Source organism: Psychroflexus sp. MES1-P1E (genome assembly GCF_002836055.1).
Taxonomy (GTDB): Bacteria; Bacteroidota; Bacteroidia; order Flavobacteriales; family Flavobacteriaceae; genus Psychroflexus.
This window is the reverse complement of record NZ_PJBS01000348.1, coordinates 112995-132607: the sequence shown is the minus strand read 5'-3', so window position 1 is coordinate 132607 and position 19613 is coordinate 112995. Positions and strand designations below refer to the sequence as shown.

General features: G+C 36.5%; 19 protein-coding genes and 1 tRNA gene. 7 read left to right on the top strand and 13 right to left on the bottom strand.

Features of this window, described 5'->3' with window-relative positions; genetic code table 11:
• Positions 1-53: 53 nt before the first annotated feature.
• Complete coding sequence (locus tag CXF67_RS16305) at positions 54-1631, bottom strand: glycerol-3-phosphate dehydrogenase/oxidase (protein ID WP_102089704.1); 1578 nt, start codon at positions 1629-1631, stop codon at positions 54-56.
• Between the two features lie 197 nt (positions 1632-1828).
• Between CXF67_RS16305 and CXF67_RS16300 the strand changes: the two genes are divergently transcribed.
• Both CXF67_RS16300 and CXF67_RS16295 read left to right on the top strand, forming a co-directional pair.
• Positions 1829-2581 carry a DeoR/GlpR family DNA-binding transcription regulator gene (locus CXF67_RS16300; RefSeq protein WP_102089744.1) on the top strand — a complete coding sequence of 251 codons (753 nt, stop codon included), beginning with the start codon at positions 1829-1831 and terminating at the stop codon, positions 2579-2581.
• Positions 2582-2759: 178 nt separating this feature from the next.
• Complete coding sequence (locus CXF67_RS16295; protein WP_102089703.1) at positions 2760-4433, top strand: glutamine--tRNA ligase/YqeY domain fusion protein; 1674 nt, start codon at positions 2760-2762, stop codon at positions 4431-4433.
• Positions 4434-4465: 32 nt separating this feature from the next.
• Here the strand turns inward: CXF67_RS16295 and CXF67_RS16290 are convergent, their stop codons facing one another.
• The 6 genes from CXF67_RS16290 to CXF67_RS16265 all read right to left on the bottom strand — a co-directional run bounded on the left by CXF67_RS16290 (position 4466) and on the right by CXF67_RS16265 (position 8579).
• A complete protein-coding gene (locus tag CXF67_RS16290) occupies positions 4466-4861 on the bottom strand; it encodes a hypothetical protein (protein WP_102089702.1) in 396 nt (131 codons plus the stop codon).
• 118 nt (positions 4862-4979) lie between these two features.
• Positions 4980-5999 (bottom strand): pirin family protein, encoded by a 1020-nt coding sequence (locus CXF67_RS16285; RefSeq protein ID WP_102089701.1) that lies wholly within the window; start codon positions 5997-5999, stop codon positions 4980-4982.
• A gap of 12 nt (positions 6000-6011) precedes the next feature.
• On the bottom strand, positions 6012-6374 hold the full coding sequence (locus CXF67_RS16280) for a YraN family protein (RefSeq protein WP_102089700.1): 363 nt from the start codon (positions 6372-6374) through the stop codon (positions 6012-6014).
• A gap of 2 nt (positions 6375-6376) precedes the next feature.
• Positions 6377-7273: a S66 peptidase family protein gene (locus tag CXF67_RS16275; protein ID WP_102089699.1), complete on the bottom strand. Its 897-nt coding sequence runs from the start codon at positions 7271-7273 to the stop codon at positions 6377-6379.
• 103 nt (positions 7274-7376) lie between these two features.
• Positions 7377-7988, bottom strand: coding sequence for a hypothetical protein (locus CXF67_RS16270; protein WP_102089698.1), 612 nt, complete (start codon positions 7986-7988; stop codon positions 7377-7379).
• A gap of 48 nt (positions 7989-8036) precedes the next feature.
• A complete protein-coding gene (locus CXF67_RS16265) occupies positions 8037-8579 on the bottom strand; it encodes a hypothetical protein (RefSeq protein ID WP_102089743.1) in 543 nt (180 codons plus the stop codon).
• A 137-nt stretch (positions 8580-8716) separates the two neighbouring features.
• On the opposite strand from CXF67_RS16265, the gene metG reads away from it, so the two are divergent.
• The 3 genes from metG to CXF67_RS16250 are packed head-to-tail and all read left to right on the top strand — an operon-like array spanning position 8717 to position 12445.
• Entirely contained in the window at positions 8717-10777 is a 2061-nt protein-coding gene (gene metG / locus CXF67_RS16260; protein ID WP_102089697.1) for a methionine--tRNA ligase, read from the top strand.
• Positions 10778-10807: 30 nt separating this feature from the next.
• Positions 10808-11653, top strand: a complete 846-nt coding sequence (locus CXF67_RS16255) for a mechanosensitive ion channel family protein (RefSeq protein ID WP_102089696.1) — start codon at positions 10808-10810, stop codon at positions 11651-11653.
• Positions 11654-11686: 33 nt separating this feature from the next.
• Positions 11687-12445, top strand: a complete 759-nt coding sequence (locus tag CXF67_RS16250) for a hypothetical protein (protein ID WP_102089695.1) — start codon at positions 11687-11689, stop codon at positions 12443-12445.
• A gap of 3 nt (positions 12446-12448) precedes the next feature.
• Here CXF67_RS16250 and tsaB read toward each other — a convergent pair whose 3' ends face one another.
• The 6 genes from tsaB to CXF67_RS16220 are packed head-to-tail and all read right to left on the bottom strand — an operon-like array spanning position 12449 to position 18937.
• Positions 12449-13111, bottom strand: a complete 663-nt coding sequence (gene tsaB, locus CXF67_RS16245; RefSeq protein WP_102089694.1) for a tRNA (adenosine(37)-N6)-threonylcarbamoyltransferase complex dimerization subunit type 1 TsaB — start codon at positions 13109-13111, stop codon at positions 12449-12451.
• A gap of 11 nt (positions 13112-13122) precedes the next feature.
• A complete protein-coding gene (locus tag CXF67_RS16240; protein WP_180957996.1) occupies positions 13123-14568 on the bottom strand; it encodes a TolC family protein in 1446 nt (481 codons plus the stop codon).
• Between the two features lie 15 nt (positions 14569-14583).
• A complete protein-coding gene (locus CXF67_RS16235) occupies positions 14584-15708 on the bottom strand; it encodes an efflux RND transporter periplasmic adaptor subunit (protein WP_102089693.1) in 1125 nt (374 codons plus the stop codon).
• Between the two features lie 29 nt (positions 15709-15737).
• Positions 15738-16997 (bottom strand): ABC transporter permease, encoded by a 1260-nt coding sequence (locus tag CXF67_RS16230; protein WP_102089692.1) that lies wholly within the window; start codon positions 16995-16997, stop codon positions 15738-15740.
• Position 16998: 1 nt separating this feature from the next.
• Positions 16999-18243, bottom strand: coding sequence for an ABC transporter permease (locus tag CXF67_RS16225; RefSeq protein ID WP_102089691.1), 1245 nt, complete (start codon positions 18241-18243; stop codon positions 16999-17001).
• Positions 18236-18937 carry an ABC transporter ATP-binding protein gene (locus tag CXF67_RS16220; protein ID WP_102089690.1) on the bottom strand — a complete coding sequence of 234 codons (702 nt, stop codon included), beginning with the start codon at positions 18935-18937 and terminating at the stop codon, positions 18236-18238. The genes CXF67_RS16225 and CXF67_RS16220 overlap by 8 nt, the downstream gene beginning before the upstream one ends.
• A 156-nt stretch (positions 18938-19093) precedes the next feature.
• Here CXF67_RS16220 and folB point away from each other — a divergent pair, with 156 nt between their 5' ends.
• Positions 19094-19453: a dihydroneopterin aldolase gene (folB, locus tag CXF67_RS16215; protein WP_102089689.1), complete on the top strand. Its 360-nt coding sequence runs from the start codon at positions 19094-19096 to the stop codon at positions 19451-19453.
• 63 nt (positions 19454-19516) lie between these two features.
• Positions 19517-19587: transfer RNA gene (locus tag CXF67_RS16210), tRNA-Cys, on the top strand.
• The last annotated feature ends 26 nt before the right edge of the window (positions 19588-19613 follow it).

The following is a 19613-nucleotide window of genomic DNA, read 5'->3' as shown; positions in this document are numbered from 1 at the left end:
TTATATGTTTTAGGGTTACTGGTTAAGGTTGGTATTTTAGATTTGCTAAAAGATTACATGAGGTATCCTTTAGCGAGTTGAGTATAGTCTTCAACTTGATTGGATATCCACTGCTTATCTTTATTGAGCTCTTTTGCTAAAATTTCTGCAACTTTAGGAGCCATTTCAATAGATCGCTTAGCATCTAGAAATAAGACTCTTACTCTTCTTGCTAAGACATCCTCCACAGTTCTTGCCATTTCATGCCTTGCCGCCCATAAAACTTCTACATTTTGAAACTCTAGGTCTGGGTGTATTTTTTCTTCTAGACTTGGGTCTTCTATTATTAAGGTTTTAAGATGGACCTGATCAGTACCATAAACGTAAAGGTGATTCCCTCTTTCTTCTGTTTCCATAGCGCCATGAATCGAAAGGCGTTCTGTGACACATTCTTTTTTAGGAAGCTTATTTAAAGCGATTACTTTATCGAGGGTATCTTCTGCCATTTTTCTGTAGGTAGTCCACTTCCCTCCCGTAATAGAAACAAGACCAGTATCTGAAACGAAGATTTTATGTCCTCTGGAAATCTCTTTTGTCTTTCCGCCATCATCTTCTGGTGCAGCAAGTGGTCTAAGACCAGCATATATGCTTTTTACATCTGCTCGTGTGGCTTTCTTTTCTATAAAACGGTTGAAGGTTTCTAGGATAAACTCAACCTCTTTTTCTGAGGCATTAGGCTCTGTGGTGTGAGAATCTACCATTTCGTCTGTAGTCCCTACAATCACTTTATCATGCCAAGGGACTGCAAAGAGAACTCTCCCATCATCGGTTTTTGGTATCATTAGAGCATCTTCTCCAGGAAGAAACTCTTTATCAAAAACTAAATGAACTCCTTGGCTAGGTTGTATTATATTTTTGGAGCCAGGCTCGTCCATTTGCAAAATATCATCTGCAAAAACTCCTGTGGCATTGATAACAGCTTTTCCTTTAAAGAGATGTTCCTCTTTCGTTTCTTGATCGATGGCTAGAACACCAGATACTTTATTATCAGTGTCTTTTGTTAAATTTTTAACCTTAAAATAATTGAGTAAAGAGCCCCCTTTTTCAATGGCTGTTTGTGCAATATTTACGGCTAGTCTGGAATCGTCAAATTGACCATCTTGATAACTAACACTCCCCCTCAATTTATCTCTTTTAATCGTTTTTAACTTACGAATGGTTTCACTTTTATTCAGATGTTTAGAAGCGCCTAAACTTAATTTTCCAGCAAGAAAGTCGTAGGCTTTTAAACCCAGCGTATAATAAGGACCTTCCCACCAAGTGTAGTTTGGAATCAAAAAGGTTTGGTTTTTAACCAGATGCGGAGCATTTTGCTCTAGTAGGCCTCTTTCTTTCAAGGCTTCTGTAACTAGAGAAAAATTGGCTTGTGCAAGATAACGCACACCACCATGGACAAGCTTAGTACTTCTGCTTGACGTTCCTTTGGCATAATCTAACTGTTCCAGAAGAAGAGTTCTATAACCTCTAGTGACGCTATCCAATGCAATTCCAAGACCAGTGGATCCTCCGCCGATTACAATGACATCCCACTCCTTTACTTTTTTTGCGTTTTCAATGAGATGTTTTCTGTCGAAAAGTTGTTGCTTTATCATTTTTTCTTATTTCGAATATAAACCAAATATAATAAAATTATAATAAAACGAAAGAATAAGTATATAAAATAGTTTAAAACGAAACATAATGAAGCTATATTGGTAATAATAATGCAGGGGATGTAGTTATAAATACTAGCCTAGCGACCTTAGTGTTTTAATATCCTTTATATTAGTAATCTCAAAATGAAATGCAAATGAAACGACATCAAGCTATTTTAGATTTATTACAGAAGGAAGGTTATATAGGTGTTTCCGAACTTTGTGACATGTTTAATGTATCAGCTGTAACGATAAGAAAGGACCTAAAACTGCTTGAAAACAAAGGGCTTCTTTTTAGGACACACGGTGGCGCTACTTTCGAAAATCCATATATTAATGACAGGAACGTTAGTGAAAAGGAAAAAATTCATGTTAAAGAAAAAAATGCAATAGCAGAGGCTGCTGTAAAATTAATCAAGCCAGAGGATTCTATTATGATAGGTTCTGGGACAAGCATGCAATCCCTTGCGAAAGCTATTAATATTGAGGGTAATCTCAATATAACCACTTCTTCACTTAATGTTTCGCTAGAGCTTACCAAGTCTCCTTATTATGATATTCTTCAGTTGGGAGGAAATGTAAGGCATAGCTCTTCATCGGTAACTGGTCATTTTTCTCAGGCGATCTTGGAAAATATTTCCTGTAACTTATTATTTCTTGGGGTAGACGGTATCGATATGAGTTATGGGTGTACTACAACAAGCCTTAGTGAAGCGATGCTGAATAAGAAGATGATTGAGTCGGCTCAAAAAATAATTATTCTAGCAGACTCTTCTAAATTCAACCGAAAAGGGTTTGGAAAGATATGTGATATTTCTGAAATTCATCATATCATTACCGATTCCGCAATCAGTAGCCCCTTGGCTCAAGAAATCAGAGACCATGGTATCCAATTGACTTTGGTATAAAGTCTTCAGAAGAATAGCTGAATGGGCGAAGGTTGAAATTAGTTTTTCAGCCTTAAGCTAATTAACTTTAGTATAGAATAGACGATTTCTAAATTCAGAATAAACCCTTCAAAATCTTATTTATACCCTTCTATATATGAAGGTGAATTTGAGTAAATTTGCAACTTAATATTGAATTATGTCTGAAGAAAAAAAATCGTTGAACTTCATCGAGCAGATTATTGAAGAAGATTTGAAAACCGACTATAAAGTAAGTGATCTTAAATTTCGGTTTCCTCCAGAACCTAACGGATTTTTGCATATAGGTCATGCTTCATCAATTTGTTTGAACTTTGGTTTGGGATTAAAGTATAAAGCGCCTGTCAACTTAAGATTTGATGATACCAATCCTATTAAAGAGGAAACGGTTTTCGTAGAGTCTATCAAGTCCGATGTTAAATGGCTTGGTTTTGAATGGGCAGAGGAATGTTATGCTTCAGATTATTTTCAGAAATTGTATGACTGGGCTGTCGAGTTAATTAAAGCTGGTGATGCTTATGTGGACAGCCAATCGTCTGAAGATATTGCGACTCAAAAAGGAACTCCTACTCAGCCAGGAACTGCCAGTCCGTATAGACTGCGTTCTGTTGAAGAAAATTTAGAGCTTTTTGAAGCGATGAAAAATGGGGGAACCGCAGAAAAAGCTCATGTACTTCGCGCTAAAATTGATATGGCGTCTCCCAATATGATTATGCGTGATCCTGTGATGTACCGGTGTTTACACAAAGCACATCATCGCACAGGAGAAGACTGGAAAGTCTATCCAATGTACGATTGGGCTCATGGGGAATCGGATTTTATAGAATCTATTTCTCATTCTTTCTGTACCCTAGAATTCTTACCTCATCGTGAGCTTTACAATTGGTTTGTCGATCGCGTAAGTCAAGCTGGTGAACTCATCCCAAAACAAAGAGAGTTTGCACGACGTAACTTAAGCCATACCATGGTTAGTAAACGAAAATTAGCACAGCTGGTTGAGCAAAATATCGTTAAGTCTTGGGATGATCCTAGAATGCCGACTATTTCGGGCTTGCGACGACGAGGCTATACTCCAGAATCTATCCGCAATTTTGCAGAGAGTATAGGGATAGGTAAGCGAGAAAATATGATAGATGTAGCGCATCTGGAATTTTGTGTAAGAGATGATCTCAACAAAAAAGCACCACGAGTAATGGGTGTGATGGATCCTTTAAAAGTGATTATCACCAATTATCCTGAAGGGAAAGAAGAGTGGCTTGCTACAGAAAATAACCAAGAAGATGAGTCTGCTGGAGAACGCGAAGTTCCCTTTTCTAGAGAACTATATATAGAACAAGAAGATTTTAAAGAGGAAGCTAATCGTAAATTTTTTCGCTTAAAATTAGGTAAAGAGGTGCGCTTGAAAAGTGCTTACATCATCAAAGCTGAAGAGGTAGTGAAAGATGAAGATGGAACTATTTTAGAAGTGCATTGCACCTATGATGCTGACACCAGAAGCGGGAGCGGCACAGAGGCTTCTCAAAGAAAAGTGAAAGGGACTCTGCATTGGGTGTCTATTCCTCATGCCAAAGAAGTAGAGGTTAGGCTTTACGATAGGTTGTTCTCTGTGGAAGATCCCGCAGCAGATAAAGACAAAGACTTTTTAGATTTTGTGAATCCTGATTCTTTACAGGTCAGCAAAGCTTATGTAGAGCCCAGCTTAAAGTCTGCAAAAGTGGAAGACAAATTCCAATTTCAGCGTATTGGATATTTCTGTGTGGACAGAGAGTCTACAGAAGATAATCTTGTTTTTAATAGAACGGTGACTTTAAGAGATAGCTGGAAGAATAAGTAGAAAAAAGCGAGATGAGAGTCTCGCTTTTTTATTTAATCATGCACTTTAATATAAAACTCAAGAGTTTTACTTTCAAAAATTTGATTTCCACCTCCATCTGTTGGGGCGATGATTTCAACATAGTCTTCGCCTACAAAACCTCGACGAGGTTGGTATCTAAAAATAATTTCTCCAGTATCTGGATTTTGGTCTAGCTCACTTACCATGTAATGCTGACCCCTAATTTGAAAAATGGCATTTCTGTTGTCCTCGAAATTGCCTAAGCTCGTTTCTGCAACACGATGACCAGAGCTCCCTATATTGATTTCAAACAAAGTGATTGGTTCTTCAGGAAAGGGATAATAAAGACCGTCATCATCATTATTCCATAAGGCCTCACAGGAGATTAAACTTAGACTAACAAATAAAAGGAAAACTAGTTTTTTCATTATAAAGGGTTTAATTTTTTGATAGCTTGATATTGAGTTGCTTGCCTGCTCTGCTTTCCCTCTGTAGAGATTGCCTTTGCCGGTCGAGCTTGGTCAAAACTGCTAGTTAAGGCAGTTCTTACTTAGGCTTCTCTATCAAATTTCCATCGGAAAATAAAGCAAAACGACCTTTGTTTCCATGCGTAAATTCTGCTTTGGGCCACGGCCAACCCCCAAATTGTGTCCGTTGGTACTCTCTTATGATGCTGTTCATATCTTCAGTAGAATTGGCCACAAAAGGTCCTTGCTGAACAACAGCTTCGTTGATGGGCTTCCCTTGAAGTAAAAGAAGCTCAGCTTTTTTATTACCATTTACAAGCTCGAGTTTTTGAGAAGCCTTTAGGTCTAAAGAATGACCATAAGGAATTTCAAAACCTTCGGTTTTAATTTGATCTCCTTCATAAAAAAACAAAACGCGATTACTTTCTTCCTCTCCTGGAGGAAGTGTAAACTCCGCACCTGCTTCTAAACTAATTCTCCAGATTTGGATATCGGTATTGTCTTCTGCAGCCAAGGAATCTGGAGTGGGATCCAAAGCTTTTTCTGACTTGTATTTCCCAGCGATAATTTTGATACTGATGGCGTTTCCATGTTCATCTTTTTCTTCAATAACAGGAATGTCTTCGTGCCAAAGCATCTTGTAATGAGGCTCTACTTTTTTGGAACGCTTGGGTAAATTCAACCAGATTTGAAATAGTAAAAGCGGATTTTCTTTGTCCTGATTTATAAGTGGAAACATTTCAGAATGCAAAATGCCTTTTCCTGCGGTCATCCATTGTGCATCACCTTGGCCAAATCGCCCTTTGGCTCCCATAGAATCTGAGTGATCTGCAAAGCCTTTTTCTACCAAAGTAATGGTTTCAAAACCTGCATGGGGATGGTAAGGAAACCCTGGTATTTCTTGCCCATGGTACATCCGCCAGCCGTCTTTTTTATGAAAATCGTTTCCCAAGAACCGATCTTTTAAGCCTTCCTTGGAAGGACCAAGATTGGTTCTTCCCTTCGGAAATTGATCCTCATGAAAAGCACAAAACAAAAAAGGATCTTTAGTTTCCCATTGAAAACCAAGCTCCTTAATTCTTAAAATAACATCACTCATCCTCTTTTATATTTATTCAAAATAATAAAAAGCATCTTCCAAATGCTCTATATGTTTTCCTGATTTATTTTTAATAATAGCAACAATATCAAACCTTACGTCTAGGTCGAGGTCTTTATCATTGATGTAAAAATCAATGGCTTTTACCAATCGTTTGATTTGAGCGGGTTTTACAAAATCTTGTGGGTCACCAAACTCTGGCGTACTTCTGGTTTTGACTTCCACAGCGACTAAGGTTTTACCAGTTTTGGCAATAATATCGACCTCTGCTCTATCGAAGACATAATTAGTTTCTAAAATAGTGTAGCCTTTTGCTCGAAGAAACTTTACCGCTTCTTTCTCTCCACTTTTCCCAAGTTCGTTGTGCTCTGCCATGCTTAGTAAATAAGTTGAACGCGATTCAAAGTTACGCTAAGATGGGCTGTTTCCCCAAATATCAAAGGCAAATTCGTCTCCGCGTGACCTGCTGGAAAATTGAAAGCTACAGGAATGTTGAGATCTTTCACCACTTCAAAAATGATCTCTTCAGCGGTTTTCCCGAAGGGTACGGCATTATCTTTCATATCGGTCATTCCCCCCACAATCAATCCAGAAATTTGGCTCAGCAGCCCACTGCGTTTTAGATTCTGCATCATTCTGTCGATGTGGTAGAGGTATTCATCGAGATCTTCAAGGAACAAGATTTTCCCTTCAAAGCTAGGAGTAGACGAACTCCCTAATAAGGAATAGAGCACAGATAAGTTTCCTCCAATGATTTCACCAGAAGCTGTTCCGTTTTTTTGTAAGGGATGAATGTTTTGTGAGGAGATACCGGCATTTTCTCCAAATACTACTTTTTGAAGCTGAGTTGAGGTAGAGCTTGATTTGGTCTCAATGTCAAGTGCCATTTGGGCATGAAGACTGGCGAAGCTTAAACTTTGCAAATGCAGATGAATAGCCGTCACATCCGAATAACCAATAATCCACTTGGGTTTCTTTTTTAAACTAGAAAAGTCAATATGATCAAGGATTCTCACAGAACCATAACCGCCTCTTGCACACCAAATAGCTTTCATGTCTGGATGATTCAGTTGGTTTTGAAAATCCTTTGCCCGCTCTTGGTCGCTTCCTGCAAATTGGTGTTCTTGTTGACCAATGCTAGAGCCTAAAATAGGTTTGAGTCCCCAATTTTTTAATAGATCAAGCGCAGGTTGTATCTCTGCTTTAGAAATATATCTTGCGGTGGCTATGATAGCGACTTGGTCGCCAGTTTGGAGTGGAGGTGGAAGACTCATAATCGAATTCGTTAATTGTTTATAACTTCTAGTGCTTCTATGGTTTCATTAAAGCTATAGAAACACTAAATGTTATAAATCTATCACTTAAAAGTAATAAATTTTATAGATCAAACCCAATTCTTAAGTGAATATCGACTGTGAAATCACTATTTCTTTCATCTCTAAAGGGGAAAAACCCAGTTCGTTCTGTGTTATTCAAAAAGAAAGCGTAGCCAAATCCAAAACCGGCTTCGTAAGAAATATGCTTTCCTAAACTACGACGAATGCCCCATTTCGGGACAAATCTGATCTGATCAAGACTTTCAATTCTATCGTTTGAGGTAAATGAAACACTTTCTAGATTTGAGGATACTAGTAGCGCTATAAAATTTCCACTATTTCGATCTATGGTTTTTCCTTTTTTCAATCTCTTCTCTAAATTATAATACCATCTGGGTTCAAGGCTTAAATGAAGTATTCCATAAAAACCATCGTTAGGTCCAAAGGACTCAAATTCTCCAAAGCCTTCTATTCTAAAATCGAACCCAACCTGACTTCGCAAAGCAAATTCGTTTGAAAGGCGGCTTTCGTTATATAGCCAAGCCCCTAGAAACCCGGTTTGAATTCCATAAATTGATTTTTCTACGCTTGCAGGGGCTAAGTTACTTTGATCTTGAGCAGATGCTTGGTATACAAATAATAGGCCAAAAAATGTGATAAAAATTATTCTCATAATAAAGATGGGGTTACAGATGAATTTTAAAAATCAGGAAACAATAGTTTAATTTTCAAACAAAGTTAGAGGGCCTCTAAAGTTCATCGAGATTTCATTATCTTCCTCATCAATACCTGTAAAATTAAGTACATACTCATTTTCATTTTCTACAATTTCTAATATACCAACTTCAATTTCAATAGTTTCCCCTGTTTGGTTTTCAGCATTTATGTTGGATAAAATTGATGATGAGGCAAGCGTATCTTCACCTGGATTGGAAGCTCCTGTAAAAATGTATTCACCAAGTTCTGGCTTAGTACTGTTACCTGTATAAATTTCAAAAGAAATACCATTAACTATATCATCTTCTGGTTTTGGCTCACCATCTACTACACTTACATTGGTGTCGTATATAATAATTCCAAAAGCATAAAGTCCTTCCTCTAAGGTATCGGTTTGATATAACCCAGATTTGAGTTCAAATTGTTCATTTTCAACTTTTAAAAAGTTTTCATTTTCAATGGGAGGAGCAGAATCATCATCACTGCTACATGAAAAAGAAAACATAAGGATTAGCGCTATAAGGCAAAGTTTTGAGATAAGCTTCATAATAGGATGTTTTTGGTTAAGTCTAAATATATTCATTTCTGTATAATTCAAGAGCTTTTTCACTCATATTATACAATAGCCTTAGTCTTTTAATGTAAAGGGGTTTATTACATTTGTGCTTTAGAAATTTTAAACTCATGAAGAATCCAAAACGCTATACAGTTACCGCAGCATTACCCTATACCAACGGACCTATACATATAGGACATTTGGCGGGGGTTTATGTACCAGCAGATATTTACGTTCGTTACTTAAAACTTAAGGGAGAAGACGTCGCTTTTTTGTGTGGAAGTGATGAGCATGGCGTCCCTATTACTATCAAAGCCAAGAAGGAAGGCATAAGTCCTCAAGATGTTGTCGATAAATACAATGCGATCATCAAGCAATCGTTTCAAGATTTTGGAATTCAATTTGATAATTATTCAAGAACTTCTGCTAAAATCCACCATGATACGGCGACTGAGTTTTTCAAGAGTATGTACGATAAGGGAAAGTTTATTGAAGAAACAACAGAACAACTCTACGATGCCAAAGCCAATCAATTTTTAGCCGACCGATTTGTAACAGGGACTTGTCCTAAATGTGGCAATGAAGAAGCTTATGGCGATCAATGTGAAAAATGTGGTTCTTCTTTGAATGCTACAGATTTAATAAATCCAAAATCTGCTATCACAGGAGACGTCCCTACGTTAAAGTCAACCAAGCACTGGTTTTTACCTTTAGATCAATATGATAGCTTTCTGAAAGAGTGGATATTAAAAGATCATAAAAAGGACTGGAAGGCTAATGTGTATGGACAATGTAAATCTTGGATAGACGAAGGTTTGCGAGCAAGAGCAGTTACTCGAGATTTAGACTGGGGTATACCAGTTCCTGTAAAAGGAGGTGAAGGTAAAGTCCTTTATGTTTGGTTCGATGCTCCAATTGGCTATATTTCTTCTACCAAAGAATGGGCAGAACGGGAAGGCAAAGATTGGGAGCCTTATTGGAAGGATAAGGACACCAAGCTTGTTCATTTTATAGGCAAAGATAATATTGTGTTTCATTGTATTATTTTCCCAGCGATGCTGAAAGCAGAAGGGAGCTATATCTTACCAGATAATGTACCCGCTAATGAATTTTTGAATTTAGAAGGCCGTAAACTATCCACTTCTAAAAATTGGGCAGTTTGGTTGCACGACTATTTAGAAGATTTCCCAGGTAAAGAAGACGTGTTGAGGTATGTGCTTACAGCAAATGCTCCTGAAACCAAGGATAATGATTTTACGTGGAAGGATTTCCAAACCCGAAATAACAGTGAGTTAGTCGCCATCTATGGGAACTTTATCAATAGAGTGGTGGTTCTAACGCATAAGTATTATGAAGGAGTAGTGCCAAAAGCCTCTGAATTTAGTGAAACTGATCTTAAAGTATTTGAAGATATTAAAACATTTCCTTCACAAATTTCAGCTTCTATCGAGAAGTACCGCTTTAGGGAAGCCCAAGGGATTATGATGAATCTGGCGCGTCTAGGCAACAAATATCTAGCTGATGAAGAGCCCTGGAAACTGCAAAAGACAAATCTTGAGCGCACATCTACTATTATGTATGTGGCTTTGCAAGTGTCAAGTGCTTTAGCGGTCTTAAGTGAACCTTTTTTACCTTTTACCGCTTTAAAATTGAAAACTATGCTCAATTTTGAAGGTTTTTCTCATCCATTTTGGAATGATATTTCGAAACTAGATGAATTGCTCCCTTTTAATCATAACATCAATTCAGCTGAATTCCTTTTTAGTAAAATTGAAGAGGAGGAGATACAAAAGCAAGTCGATAAACTTGAAGCTTCCAAAATAGAAAATGAAGAGAAAGAGGTAGAACCCCAAAAAGAAGTAGCCACTTTTGAAGATTTCTCCAAACTCGATCTTAGAGTAGGAACCATAATAACAGCAGAGAAAAAGGCAAAGACCAAAAAATTAATGGTGTTAACCGTGGATACGGGTTTAGATCAAAGAACTATAGTTTCTGGAATTGCAGAACATTATAAGCCAGAAGAGCTTATTGGTCGTAAAGTAAGTGTTGTCGTCAATCTTAAACCTATTACACTTAAGGGCACTTTAAGCGAAGGGATGATTTTAATGACTGAAGATTCCTCTGGAAAATTGACCTTTGTGAATCCAGATCCATCTGGAGAAGTTGAAAATGGTTCAACAATTAATTGATATATTTATACTATTAAAAAATCATTGCTTATGGAAAACATTTCAATTGACAGTGTTGGTGAATATGCCAATTATTTGTTAGACAGTATCTTAACTTATCTTCCAAGTATCATCGCTGCTCTAGTTCTCTTGATCTTAGGGTTATGGGTCATAAAATTGATTATAGGTCGTTTAAGAAAAATAATGGAAAAAAGTGAGGTAGACCGAGGCGTAAGAGGTTTTGCCTTAAGTATCTTGGGTATAGTGCTCAAAATCCTTTTGTTTATTGTCATTATTACAAAACTTGGTGTAGAAACCACATCGTTTGCAGCGATTTTGGCAGCAGCGGGTTTAGCTATCGGTCTTGCTTTACAAGGATCGCTTTCCAACTTTGCAGGAGGTGTTCTCATTATCATACTGAAACCATTTCGGGTTGGCGATTTTATTGAAGCTCAGGACGAATCAGGTTCAGTGACTGAGATCAGTATTTTTTATACGTTTCTAACAACCCCAAACAATCAGCGCATTGTTATTCCAAACGGTCAATTAAGCAATAATAAAGTGACCAATTATTCTTATGAGCCTATTCGCAGAAATGTAATGACCGTTGGAATTTCCTATGATAGCGACATTAAAAAATCTAGAGAAGTTTTATTAAATATCGTCAATTCTGATGAGCGCGTTTTAAAAGATCCTGCTCCTGTTGTTTTTGTAGGAGGTTTAGGAGATAACTCCGTAAATCTGTCTTTGCGTTTTTGGGCTAATCAAGCCGATTATTGGGGATTACACTTCGATACGATCGAAAAGCTAAAAACAGAACTTGAAGGTGCAGGAATTTCCTTCCCATTTCCACAACGCGATGTACATTTATACGATATGAGTAAGAAATCTGAATAGTTTTTAATATATTTATTAAAAAATAAAAAAATTATGAAAAATTACATTCTTTTAAGTTTATTAATTTTGGTTTTATTTTCTTCCGAAGTTAATGCTCAATATGCTGGTCAGGGTGAATTTCTCCGAGAACAAGTCGTACGTCAATCTGGCGAGATCTTTACTATCGATACTGAAGATGGAAAAATGGATTTAAAAGATATTGAGGGTTCTCCATTTCTTACTGAAGAATTCAAGTCAGGAGTTATTATCGATAACTCCAAAGAAAATTCTGCAATAAAGACAAATTTGAGGTATAATATATTTTATGATCAAGTTGAGGTTAAGTACGAGACTGATTTGAAACGTGATCTAGAACAAATAAGAGTTTTAAAAAGAATAGATATTTACGAATACCTAATTGAAGGAAAGCTTTTCAAACTTTATTTTAATGACGAAATCTTTTTTCAGGGAGATAGCGGCTATTTAGAGGTCTTAAACGGTGAAGACAAAAAAATTATGTTATTCAAAAAATACTATCAGGAATATATCTCACCAAGATCGGCAGAAACTTCTTACCAAAGAGATACTCCTCCCCAGTTGATTACAAATTTTACTTATTATATTTCTAAAGATTCAAGTCAAACCTTTTCTTCTATAGAAGCCGATAGATGGGATATTTTAGATTCTTTTGAAAATAATAAAAAAGAGGTAATGAAAGATTTTATTAAATCTAACAAATTCAAGTTTAGAGGAAACGAAAAAGAAGTTGAAAACGAACTAAAAAGAACGATATTTTATTATAATTCACTATAGTTACTAATTATTACTCACAAAATCTTTGAGGTAATAGGGTTCAAAGTAAGCCACATCCTCAAAATCACCATTATCAAACTTCCGTTTTGCAATAAGGTATTGCTCCTTTGCAGACGGGAGTTTTTTTTTGTGAAAAACAGCGTTAGGATGGTGACAGATCGCTTTAAATTTTTCCACTCCATTCCCTATAAAGTGGACTTTGCGAGTTTCTAATTCATCATGGAAAGAGGTTTCCTCCAATATTTCAGCCTTAATTCCTCGCTTACTTTCAAAGCTAGCATTAAAAATTTCAGAATAGACTTCCATTCTTCTAGCATCTATCATTGGGATGATGACCGCTTTATCGACATCGATCTGCTTTGCTAAACACAACAAGGTCGATGCAGAAATCAGAGGAATGTCTAGGGCATAGGCTAGACCTTTCGCCGCAGAAACGCCTATTCTTAAACCTGTATAAGAGCCAGGACCCTTACTTATAGAAACGGCACTAAGTTCTTTGATAGATATATCTTCAGAGTTTAGTAGCTCTTTAATAAACGTATGTAGCTGTTCAGAATGTGAAAAGTTTTTACTGTTTATTTCCTTTAAGGCTAGCAGCTGTCCCTCTTTTCCAATGCTTATAGAACAATTGGTTGTAGAGGTTTCAATACAAAGAATCAAACTCAATAAATAAGGGTTTAATAGTTAATAATTCGAATTCCAAAAAACAATTCTAAGACTTTTAAGTTGAAAATATAGTCATATTTAGAATTAATTAATCTGTTTTCTGCGTTGGTTAATCTAAATTTAGATTGACTTAGTTCAAAAGCATTAGACACCCCCACTTCGAAGCGTTGCTGAGCATATTCAAAAGCTAGTTCTTGAGACTCGACAGCTTTTAAGGCTGCCTCATAAGCCTTAGCCGATCCCTGAGCGTCAACATAAGCTTGATATACATTGGATTCCAAATCCAATTCAGCTTGTTTCAGCTGAAATTCTGCACGTCTGGTATTCACTTCCGCTCTCTTAATAGAGTTTCTTGTTGCAAAACCATTGAAAACGGGGATATCAAGTTGTACACCATAAGTTAAACCGTCATTTCTCCACAATTGGTCTATAAAATTTCTTGGCCCTATGGTTTGGAATTGAAAATTTGGAGTGACTACAGCTCCTCCTGTAGATTCTAGAATTCCAATTTGTCTGGTGGGACTGTTTGGATCTAGACCGCCTTGAACTGTTCTGTCTCTATCTGTTTCTCTGGTGTTGTAGTTGACAAATCCGCTTAATGACGGGTAAAGCTGTGATCTAGCTATTTGAACATCTTTTACAGCTAAGTCTACATTTTGCTCTGCCACTTTAACTTCGAAACGCTCTTCCCTTGATTTTGCAATAATCTCTTCAGGTGTTTTAGACATGATATCTGTGATAGGGACGTTATACTCCTCATCTGCAATATCAAAATTTTGATAATTTTTTATAAGTAGTGTTTGCGCTAAGCTGATTTTAGAGATTCTTAAATTATTTTCAGCGACAACGATTTGTTGTTCTTCATCTGCATTTGTGGCCTTAATTTCTAATAAGTCTCCCTGAGGGGCAGTTCCTATCTCTACAGTTTTTCGTGTTTGTTCAATTTGCTCCTGAGTTACATTATTCTGCTCTATTAAAACTTCAAGTTGCTGTTTATTGACAAGGATTTGTAAATAAGCATTTGCTACAAATAACGCAATATCATCTTTCATCAATTGAAGTGAATATTGACTTGCCAATTTCTCTAATTTAGCTCTTTGGAATACTCTTAAATTTCTTAAACCGTCAAATATGGTTATTCCTGAGGTTGCATTTACAGAAAAGTTACGAGTCACTTGACTCTCCAGTACTCCTGTGGTTATATTTTGAGTTAAACCAGAGTTCCAGGTATTGCTAGAATTTCCATTAAGTGAAGGCAGGTAGTTTCCTATAGCTTCACTTTTACTGATGTCTGCAGTTTCTAGATCGAGCATAGATTGCTTAATGGATATATTATTATCCATGGCATACTTTACACAAGCCTCAAGAGTCCATCTTGCAGGTATATCGGTTTGTGCTTTAAGACCAGTAAAACATCCTAAGAGTATAAGGCTTAATATTGATAAGGTAAGTTTCATTTTTATCATCTTTAATTATCTTCTACTAGGGTTTCCTGCAACAGGTTCTTCAACTCTATTCCATACTTTAATTTTATCACTTTCTTCTAGGCCAGAAATCACTTCAACATTTATTCCATCGCTTAGTCCTAGTTCTACCATTTTTTTCTCAAACTGCTGATCACCAACTTCGACCTCAACAAAGGGCTCTTTTGTTTCCTTTTCAAACTGCACTAAGGACTCACTTATCGCTAATACATCTGTAGATCGTTCCAATATAATAGAAGCATTTGCACTAAGCCCAGCCCTTATAAAAATCCCCTTAGTCTCTTTTAAGCTGCCCTCGATATCAAATTGAACAGCACCATTCTCTTCGGTTCCTTTAGGGGAAATGTAATCTAACATGGCATTGAAGGTTTCATCTTCAATAGCTCCGACAGTAATTTCCAAAGGAAGTCCTTCTTTTATTTTACCTACTTCAGATTCGTCAACTTTTCCTTGAAAAATCATATCATCTGTTTTAGCAATAGTAGCAATTGTGGTTCCTTCATTGAAATTATTGGCTTCAATAACTTGGTTTCCTACTTCAACAGGCACGTCCAAGACCATTCCAGATATTCTCGCCTTTATTTCTGTAGTGGCTGCATTTCCAGCATCTTGAGTAGTTCCTGTACTTATGATCTCAAGATTCTCCTCGGCTGCTTTTACAGTTTGCAATGCATTGTCATATGAATTTCTAGCAAGATCAAAATCATTTTCTGAGATGACGCCCTTTCCATATAATTCTTCTTGCCTGCTAAAAACTTTTTTCTCGTTATCAAGATTGATTTTAGACTGTCTAACTTGGTTTTTTGCAGAATTTAAGCTGGTAATATTGGGAACTACTTTAAGTTGAGCTATCATATCTCCAACCTCCACGTTATCCCCAGCTTCTACAAAGAGTCTGTCCACAACCCCAGAGATATTGGGTTTGATATCAACTTCTTCTCTTGGCACAAGTGTTCCCGTAGCCATTGTTTTTTTAACGATGGTTTGAGTCTTAGGAGATTCCGTTTTAAAAACTTCTGGATTTTCTTGATTTTTTTGGTAGAGGTAATATAGAGACCCTCCAAAAAGAGAGACAATAATTAGCAATACAATAATGGTGACAACTTTTTTCATGTTTAAATACTATTAGGTAAGTTTATTTTTTATTCGGTTCTTAAGGCATCCACAGGTTTTACACGTATTGCGTTCTGAGCAGGAATAAATCCAGCTAAAAGACCTGAGATGATGAGTATACTTAATGCTATAAAGACGGTTACTAAATCTACGCTAGGATTGGCAAAGGGGATATCTGCACCTTTGGGCAGGAGTGCATTAACTATCGCTAACACTCCAGTTGCGAATATTATACCCGTCATACCTGCAATAATAGTTAAAAATACAGATTCAAATAAAATCTGTCCTCTTATTTGCCAAGGGGTTGCTCCTAGGGCTCGTCTAACTCCAATTTCATTAGTTCTTTCTTTCACCACGATAAGCATTATATTGCTAATTCCTATAACACCTGAAAGTAAAATAAGAATACCTACAAAATAGGCGACAGCATTTAAAGCAATGAAAAGCCCAGAAACTTTGGAATATTGCTCGTATAAATCGAAATTTCCAATAGCTCTGTCATCCTCTGGAGCAATATCATGATTCCTTTTTATAATTTCAAACACTTGTGACTTTAGTCTGGTAATCGAATTATCATCCTCCGCGGTGATAGCCATCCAACCTACTTTTTGTCCCATATTAAAGGCTTGCGAATAGGCTGTAAATGGAACATAAATTTGCTTTTGGTCTTCCTCTGCATTACCTCCTCCAAAGCCTCTTTTTTTATAGACGCCAATGACCATAAAGTTCACCCCTTGTACTTTTACATAAGTTCCTATGGGATCTTCGTCAAAATCATAGAGCCCTTTAATAACGCCTTCCCCAATGACTGCCACTTTACGCTTATTTTCAATATCATTCTGATTTAGAAATCTACCTTTTAAGATTTTCATTGGCTCTTGAAACTGGATATCTGGATAATCTCCATAAACATTGAACGCACCACTTTTAAGGCCTCTTACAACATTATTATTTCCACCAAAACCTCCAAGCTGGTTTCTTGGGGAGACATACTTTAGACCATTAACTTCTCTCTTAATTTCCGCAACATCATTAAGCTCAAAATTATATCTACGGCCTTTTGATAAGCCATTGTAGGATTTTGAAACCGTCTGAGACCACATAAACATGGAATTAGAAGAAATTCCATCAAATATCTGTTTGACTCCGTTCTCTAGGCCATTCCCAGCAGCTAGTAAAATCACAAGAATGAAAATACCCCAGAATACTCCAAAGGCAGTCAATATCGTTCTAAATAAATTAGACGTTAAGGACTCAATGACTTCATTCCACTTGTCTCTATTAAACATATTATTCGTCTCTTAAAGCATCAATCGTTTTAATTCTTGCTCCTCTCCATGCAGGAAAGAAACCAGCAATTGCTCCGGCTGCTATTAATAATACCAATGTGGAAACCGCAATACTAAAGTTTACACTTGGGTTTCTAATAAAATCTAACTCTATATAAGGTCCTACAATTTCTAAAAGGGCAAGACCAAATATCAATCCAAATAGACCAGACACAGAAGTAACAAATATAGATTCATGTAAAATCATGCCCACTATAGAGATGGGTTCAGCTCCAAGAGCTTTTCTGATCCCAATTTCTTTGGTACGTTCTTTTACGATAATAAGCATAATATTACTTACTCCAATAATCCCAGCAAGTAAGGTGGCAATCCCAACACCCCAGAAAAATATTTTCATGGCATTTATCAGCAGATATATTTCTTTAGTATTTACTATATTATTGCTTATAAATAGAGCACTTTCATCTTTAGGATCTATCTGTAGTTTAGATTTTAACATTTGCTCGATCTGTGCTGCAAAAGCATTAGATTGCTTTAAAGCTAGGTCATAATTCTCTTCTTTAGGAAGGGTATAGCCCATAGATCTAATATCTGTTCCCGCTCCAAAAACAATTTGAGCTGTTGAAATAGGAACGTAGACTCTAGTTTCTTCTCTATCCCCACCTGGATCCGTAAATACCCCAATGACTTTAAAATTAAGTCCCGCTACGTCTATATATTCTCCTATTGGTGACTTATCTTTAAAAAGGTCTTTTTTGGCTCTGTTACCTATAATAGCATACTTTTCTTTAGCCTTTACATCGTTGATGTTGATAAATCGCCCTTCTATAATGTCTGCTTTCTCCAAAAATTGATAATCTGGTAAAATGCCTTCTACACGATAACTTCCAGACTCATTCCCATAAGATACTAAACCAGCAAAAATCTGATATAAGGGAGAGGCAAATTCAATTTCTTGATCGGTTTCTTTATTGACCAAAGCATAGTCTTCATTTGTAAATTGGATGCGGCGATCTTTATTAAATCCTTCATAAGCAATACTGGTTGAACCTGGATAAATATTGATAATATTCTCAGCATCACCCTGAAATTGTTTCTCAACACCATTTTGAAACCCTTCACTTACACCTAATAACACTACTAAAATGAATATCCCCGAACCAACGGAAACCCCGGTAAGAAAAGTCCTTAACTTATTTTTTGAAATGGTTTCAAACACCTCTTGCCAACGTTCTAAACTAAACATTTTGCATTGCTCTTACTTGGGTTATTTTTTTATCCTCTATAATGACACCATCTTTTAGGTTCACTATTCGCTTAGTCATTTGAGCGATATCTTTCTCGTGAGTGACTATTAAAACAGTCCTGCCTTCATCGTTTATTTTTTGGATTAAATCCATAATTTCATAGGATGTTTTCGAATCTAAAGCTCCGGTTAGTTCATCCGCAAGTAGAACTTTTGGATTACTCGCCAATGCTCTTGCAATGGCAACTCTTTGTTTTTGTCCTCCCGACAATTCATTAGGCTTATGAGTAGCCCAATCTGCAAGGCCTACTTTTTCAAGATAAGCCATAGACCTTTCCATCCGTTTAGCTCTTTTCATACCTTGGTAGAACAAAGGAAGAGCGACATTGTCTATAGCAGACTTGTAATTGATTAAGTTGAAAGACTGAAAAATAAACCCTAAAAACTTATTTCTATATTGAGCGGCAAGCTTCTCATTAAGATTTTTAATTGGCACACCGTCTAACGTATATGATCCTTGGTCTGCTTCATCTAGCATTCCAAGAATGTTAAGAAGAGTAGACTTACCAGATCCAGAAGATCCCATGATCGCAACTAATTCTCCTTCTTCTACGTTAAAATTAATCCCCTTCAACACATGAAGAGAATTCTTTCCCATTTTATAGGACTTATGCAAATCTTTAATTTCTATCATAATTCAGTAGTTACTTCTTCTAAGACTTATAGATGGCATAAACGTTACAGAGTAGCTTGTTATAAAATTGTTAAAATTATAATAATATTTATGAAACTATGTACGTTTAAAGTTTAGATAAATTGAAAGCAGCGTTATCTTTGCTTCAAAAAACATTTGGATACAATTAATTTAAACAACATAAGAGTTTATGCTTACCACGGGTGTTTACCAGAAGAAACTAAAATAGGAAGTGATTATAGAGTGGATATAAGCGTTGATGCAAACCTAGATATATCAGCGGAATCCGATGAGCTATCTGATACAGTAGACTATGTTCATCTCAATAAAATTGTAAAAGAAGAAATGGCTACAGCCTCCAAACTTCTGGAGCATGTCGCTAAGCGTATTTTAGATAGAATCTTCGCTGAACTCGAAATAGTGAAAAAGGCAAAAGTTAAAGTTGCTAAACTAAATCCTCCATTGGGAGGTGATGTGGAGGATGTCAACATTACTTTATCTAAAAAAAGAGGTTAAATCTAATTCATAGATTAGCATTGGGGATAAAAAAAAATTCTTAAATTTGCACTTCTCAAAAAAGGTGTCGTGGCCGAGTGGCTAGGCAGTGGTCTGCAAAACCATCTACAGCGGTTCGAATCCGCTCGACACCTCTCCTAACTAACTAAAAAGCCCAAAA

Bases quoted from the DNA above. Each gene is read 5' to 3' on its own strand.
- CXF67_RS16235 (WP_102089693.1), bottom strand. From the start codon at position 15,708: ATGAAAAAAGTTGTCACCATTATTGTATTGCTAATTATTGTCTCTCTT.
- CXF67_RS16250 (WP_102089695.1), top strand. From the start codon at position 11,687: ATGAAAAATTACATTCTTTTAAGTTTATTAATTTTGGTTTTATTTTCT.
- CXF67_RS16255 (WP_102089696.1), top strand. From the start codon at position 10,808: ATGGAAAACATTTCAATTGACAGTGTTGGTGAATATGCCAATTATTTG.
- CXF67_RS16270 (WP_102089698.1), bottom strand. From the start codon at position 7,988: ATGAGAATAATTTTTATCACATTTTTTGGCCTATTATTTGTATACCAA.
- CXF67_RS16285 (WP_102089701.1), bottom strand. From the start codon at position 5,999: ATGAGTGATGTTATTTTAAGAATTAAGGAGCTTGGTTTTCAATGGGAA.
- CXF67_RS16300 (WP_102089744.1), top strand. From the start codon at position 1,829: ATGAAACGACATCAAGCTATTTTAGATTTATTACAGAAGGAAGGTTAT.
- CXF67_RS16280 (WP_102089700.1), bottom strand. From the start codon at position 6,374: ATGGCAGAGCACAACGAACTTGGGAAAAGTGGAGAGAAAGAAGCGGTA.
- CXF67_RS16295 (WP_102089703.1), top strand. From the start codon at position 2,760: ATGTCTGAAGAAAAAAAATCGTTGAACTTCATCGAGCAGATTATTGAA.
- CXF67_RS16290 (WP_102089702.1), bottom strand. From the start codon at position 4,861: ATGAAAAAACTAGTTTTCCTTTTATTTGTTAGTCTAAGTTTAATCTCC.
- CXF67_RS16225 (WP_102089691.1), bottom strand. From the start codon at position 18,243: ATGTTTAGTTTAGAACGTTGGCAAGAGGTGTTTGAAACCATTTCAAAA.
- CXF67_RS16275 (WP_102089699.1), bottom strand. From the start codon at position 7,273: ATGAGTCTTCCACCTCCACTCCAAACTGGCGACCAAGTCGCTATCATA.
- CXF67_RS16240 (WP_180957996.1), bottom strand. From the start codon at position 14,568: ATGAAACTTACCTTATCAATATTAAGCCTTATACTCTTAGGATGTTTT.
- CXF67_RS16265 (WP_102089743.1), bottom strand. From the start codon at position 8,579: ATGAAGCTTATCTCAAAACTTTGCCTTATAGCGCTAATCCTTATGTTT.
- CXF67_RS16305 (WP_102089704.1), bottom strand. From the start codon at position 1,631: ATGATAAAGCAACAACTTTTCGACAGAAAACATCTCATTGAAAACGCA.
- metG (WP_102089697.1), top strand. From the start codon at position 8,717: ATGAAGAATCCAAAACGCTATACAGTTACCGCAGCATTACCCTATACC.
- CXF67_RS16220 (WP_102089690.1), bottom strand. From the start codon at position 18,937: ATGATAGAAATTAAAGATTTGCATAAGTCCTATAAAATGGGAAAGAAT.
- CXF67_RS16230 (WP_102089692.1), bottom strand. From the start codon at position 16,997: ATGTTTAATAGAGACAAGTGGAATGAAGTCATTGAGTCCTTAACGTCT.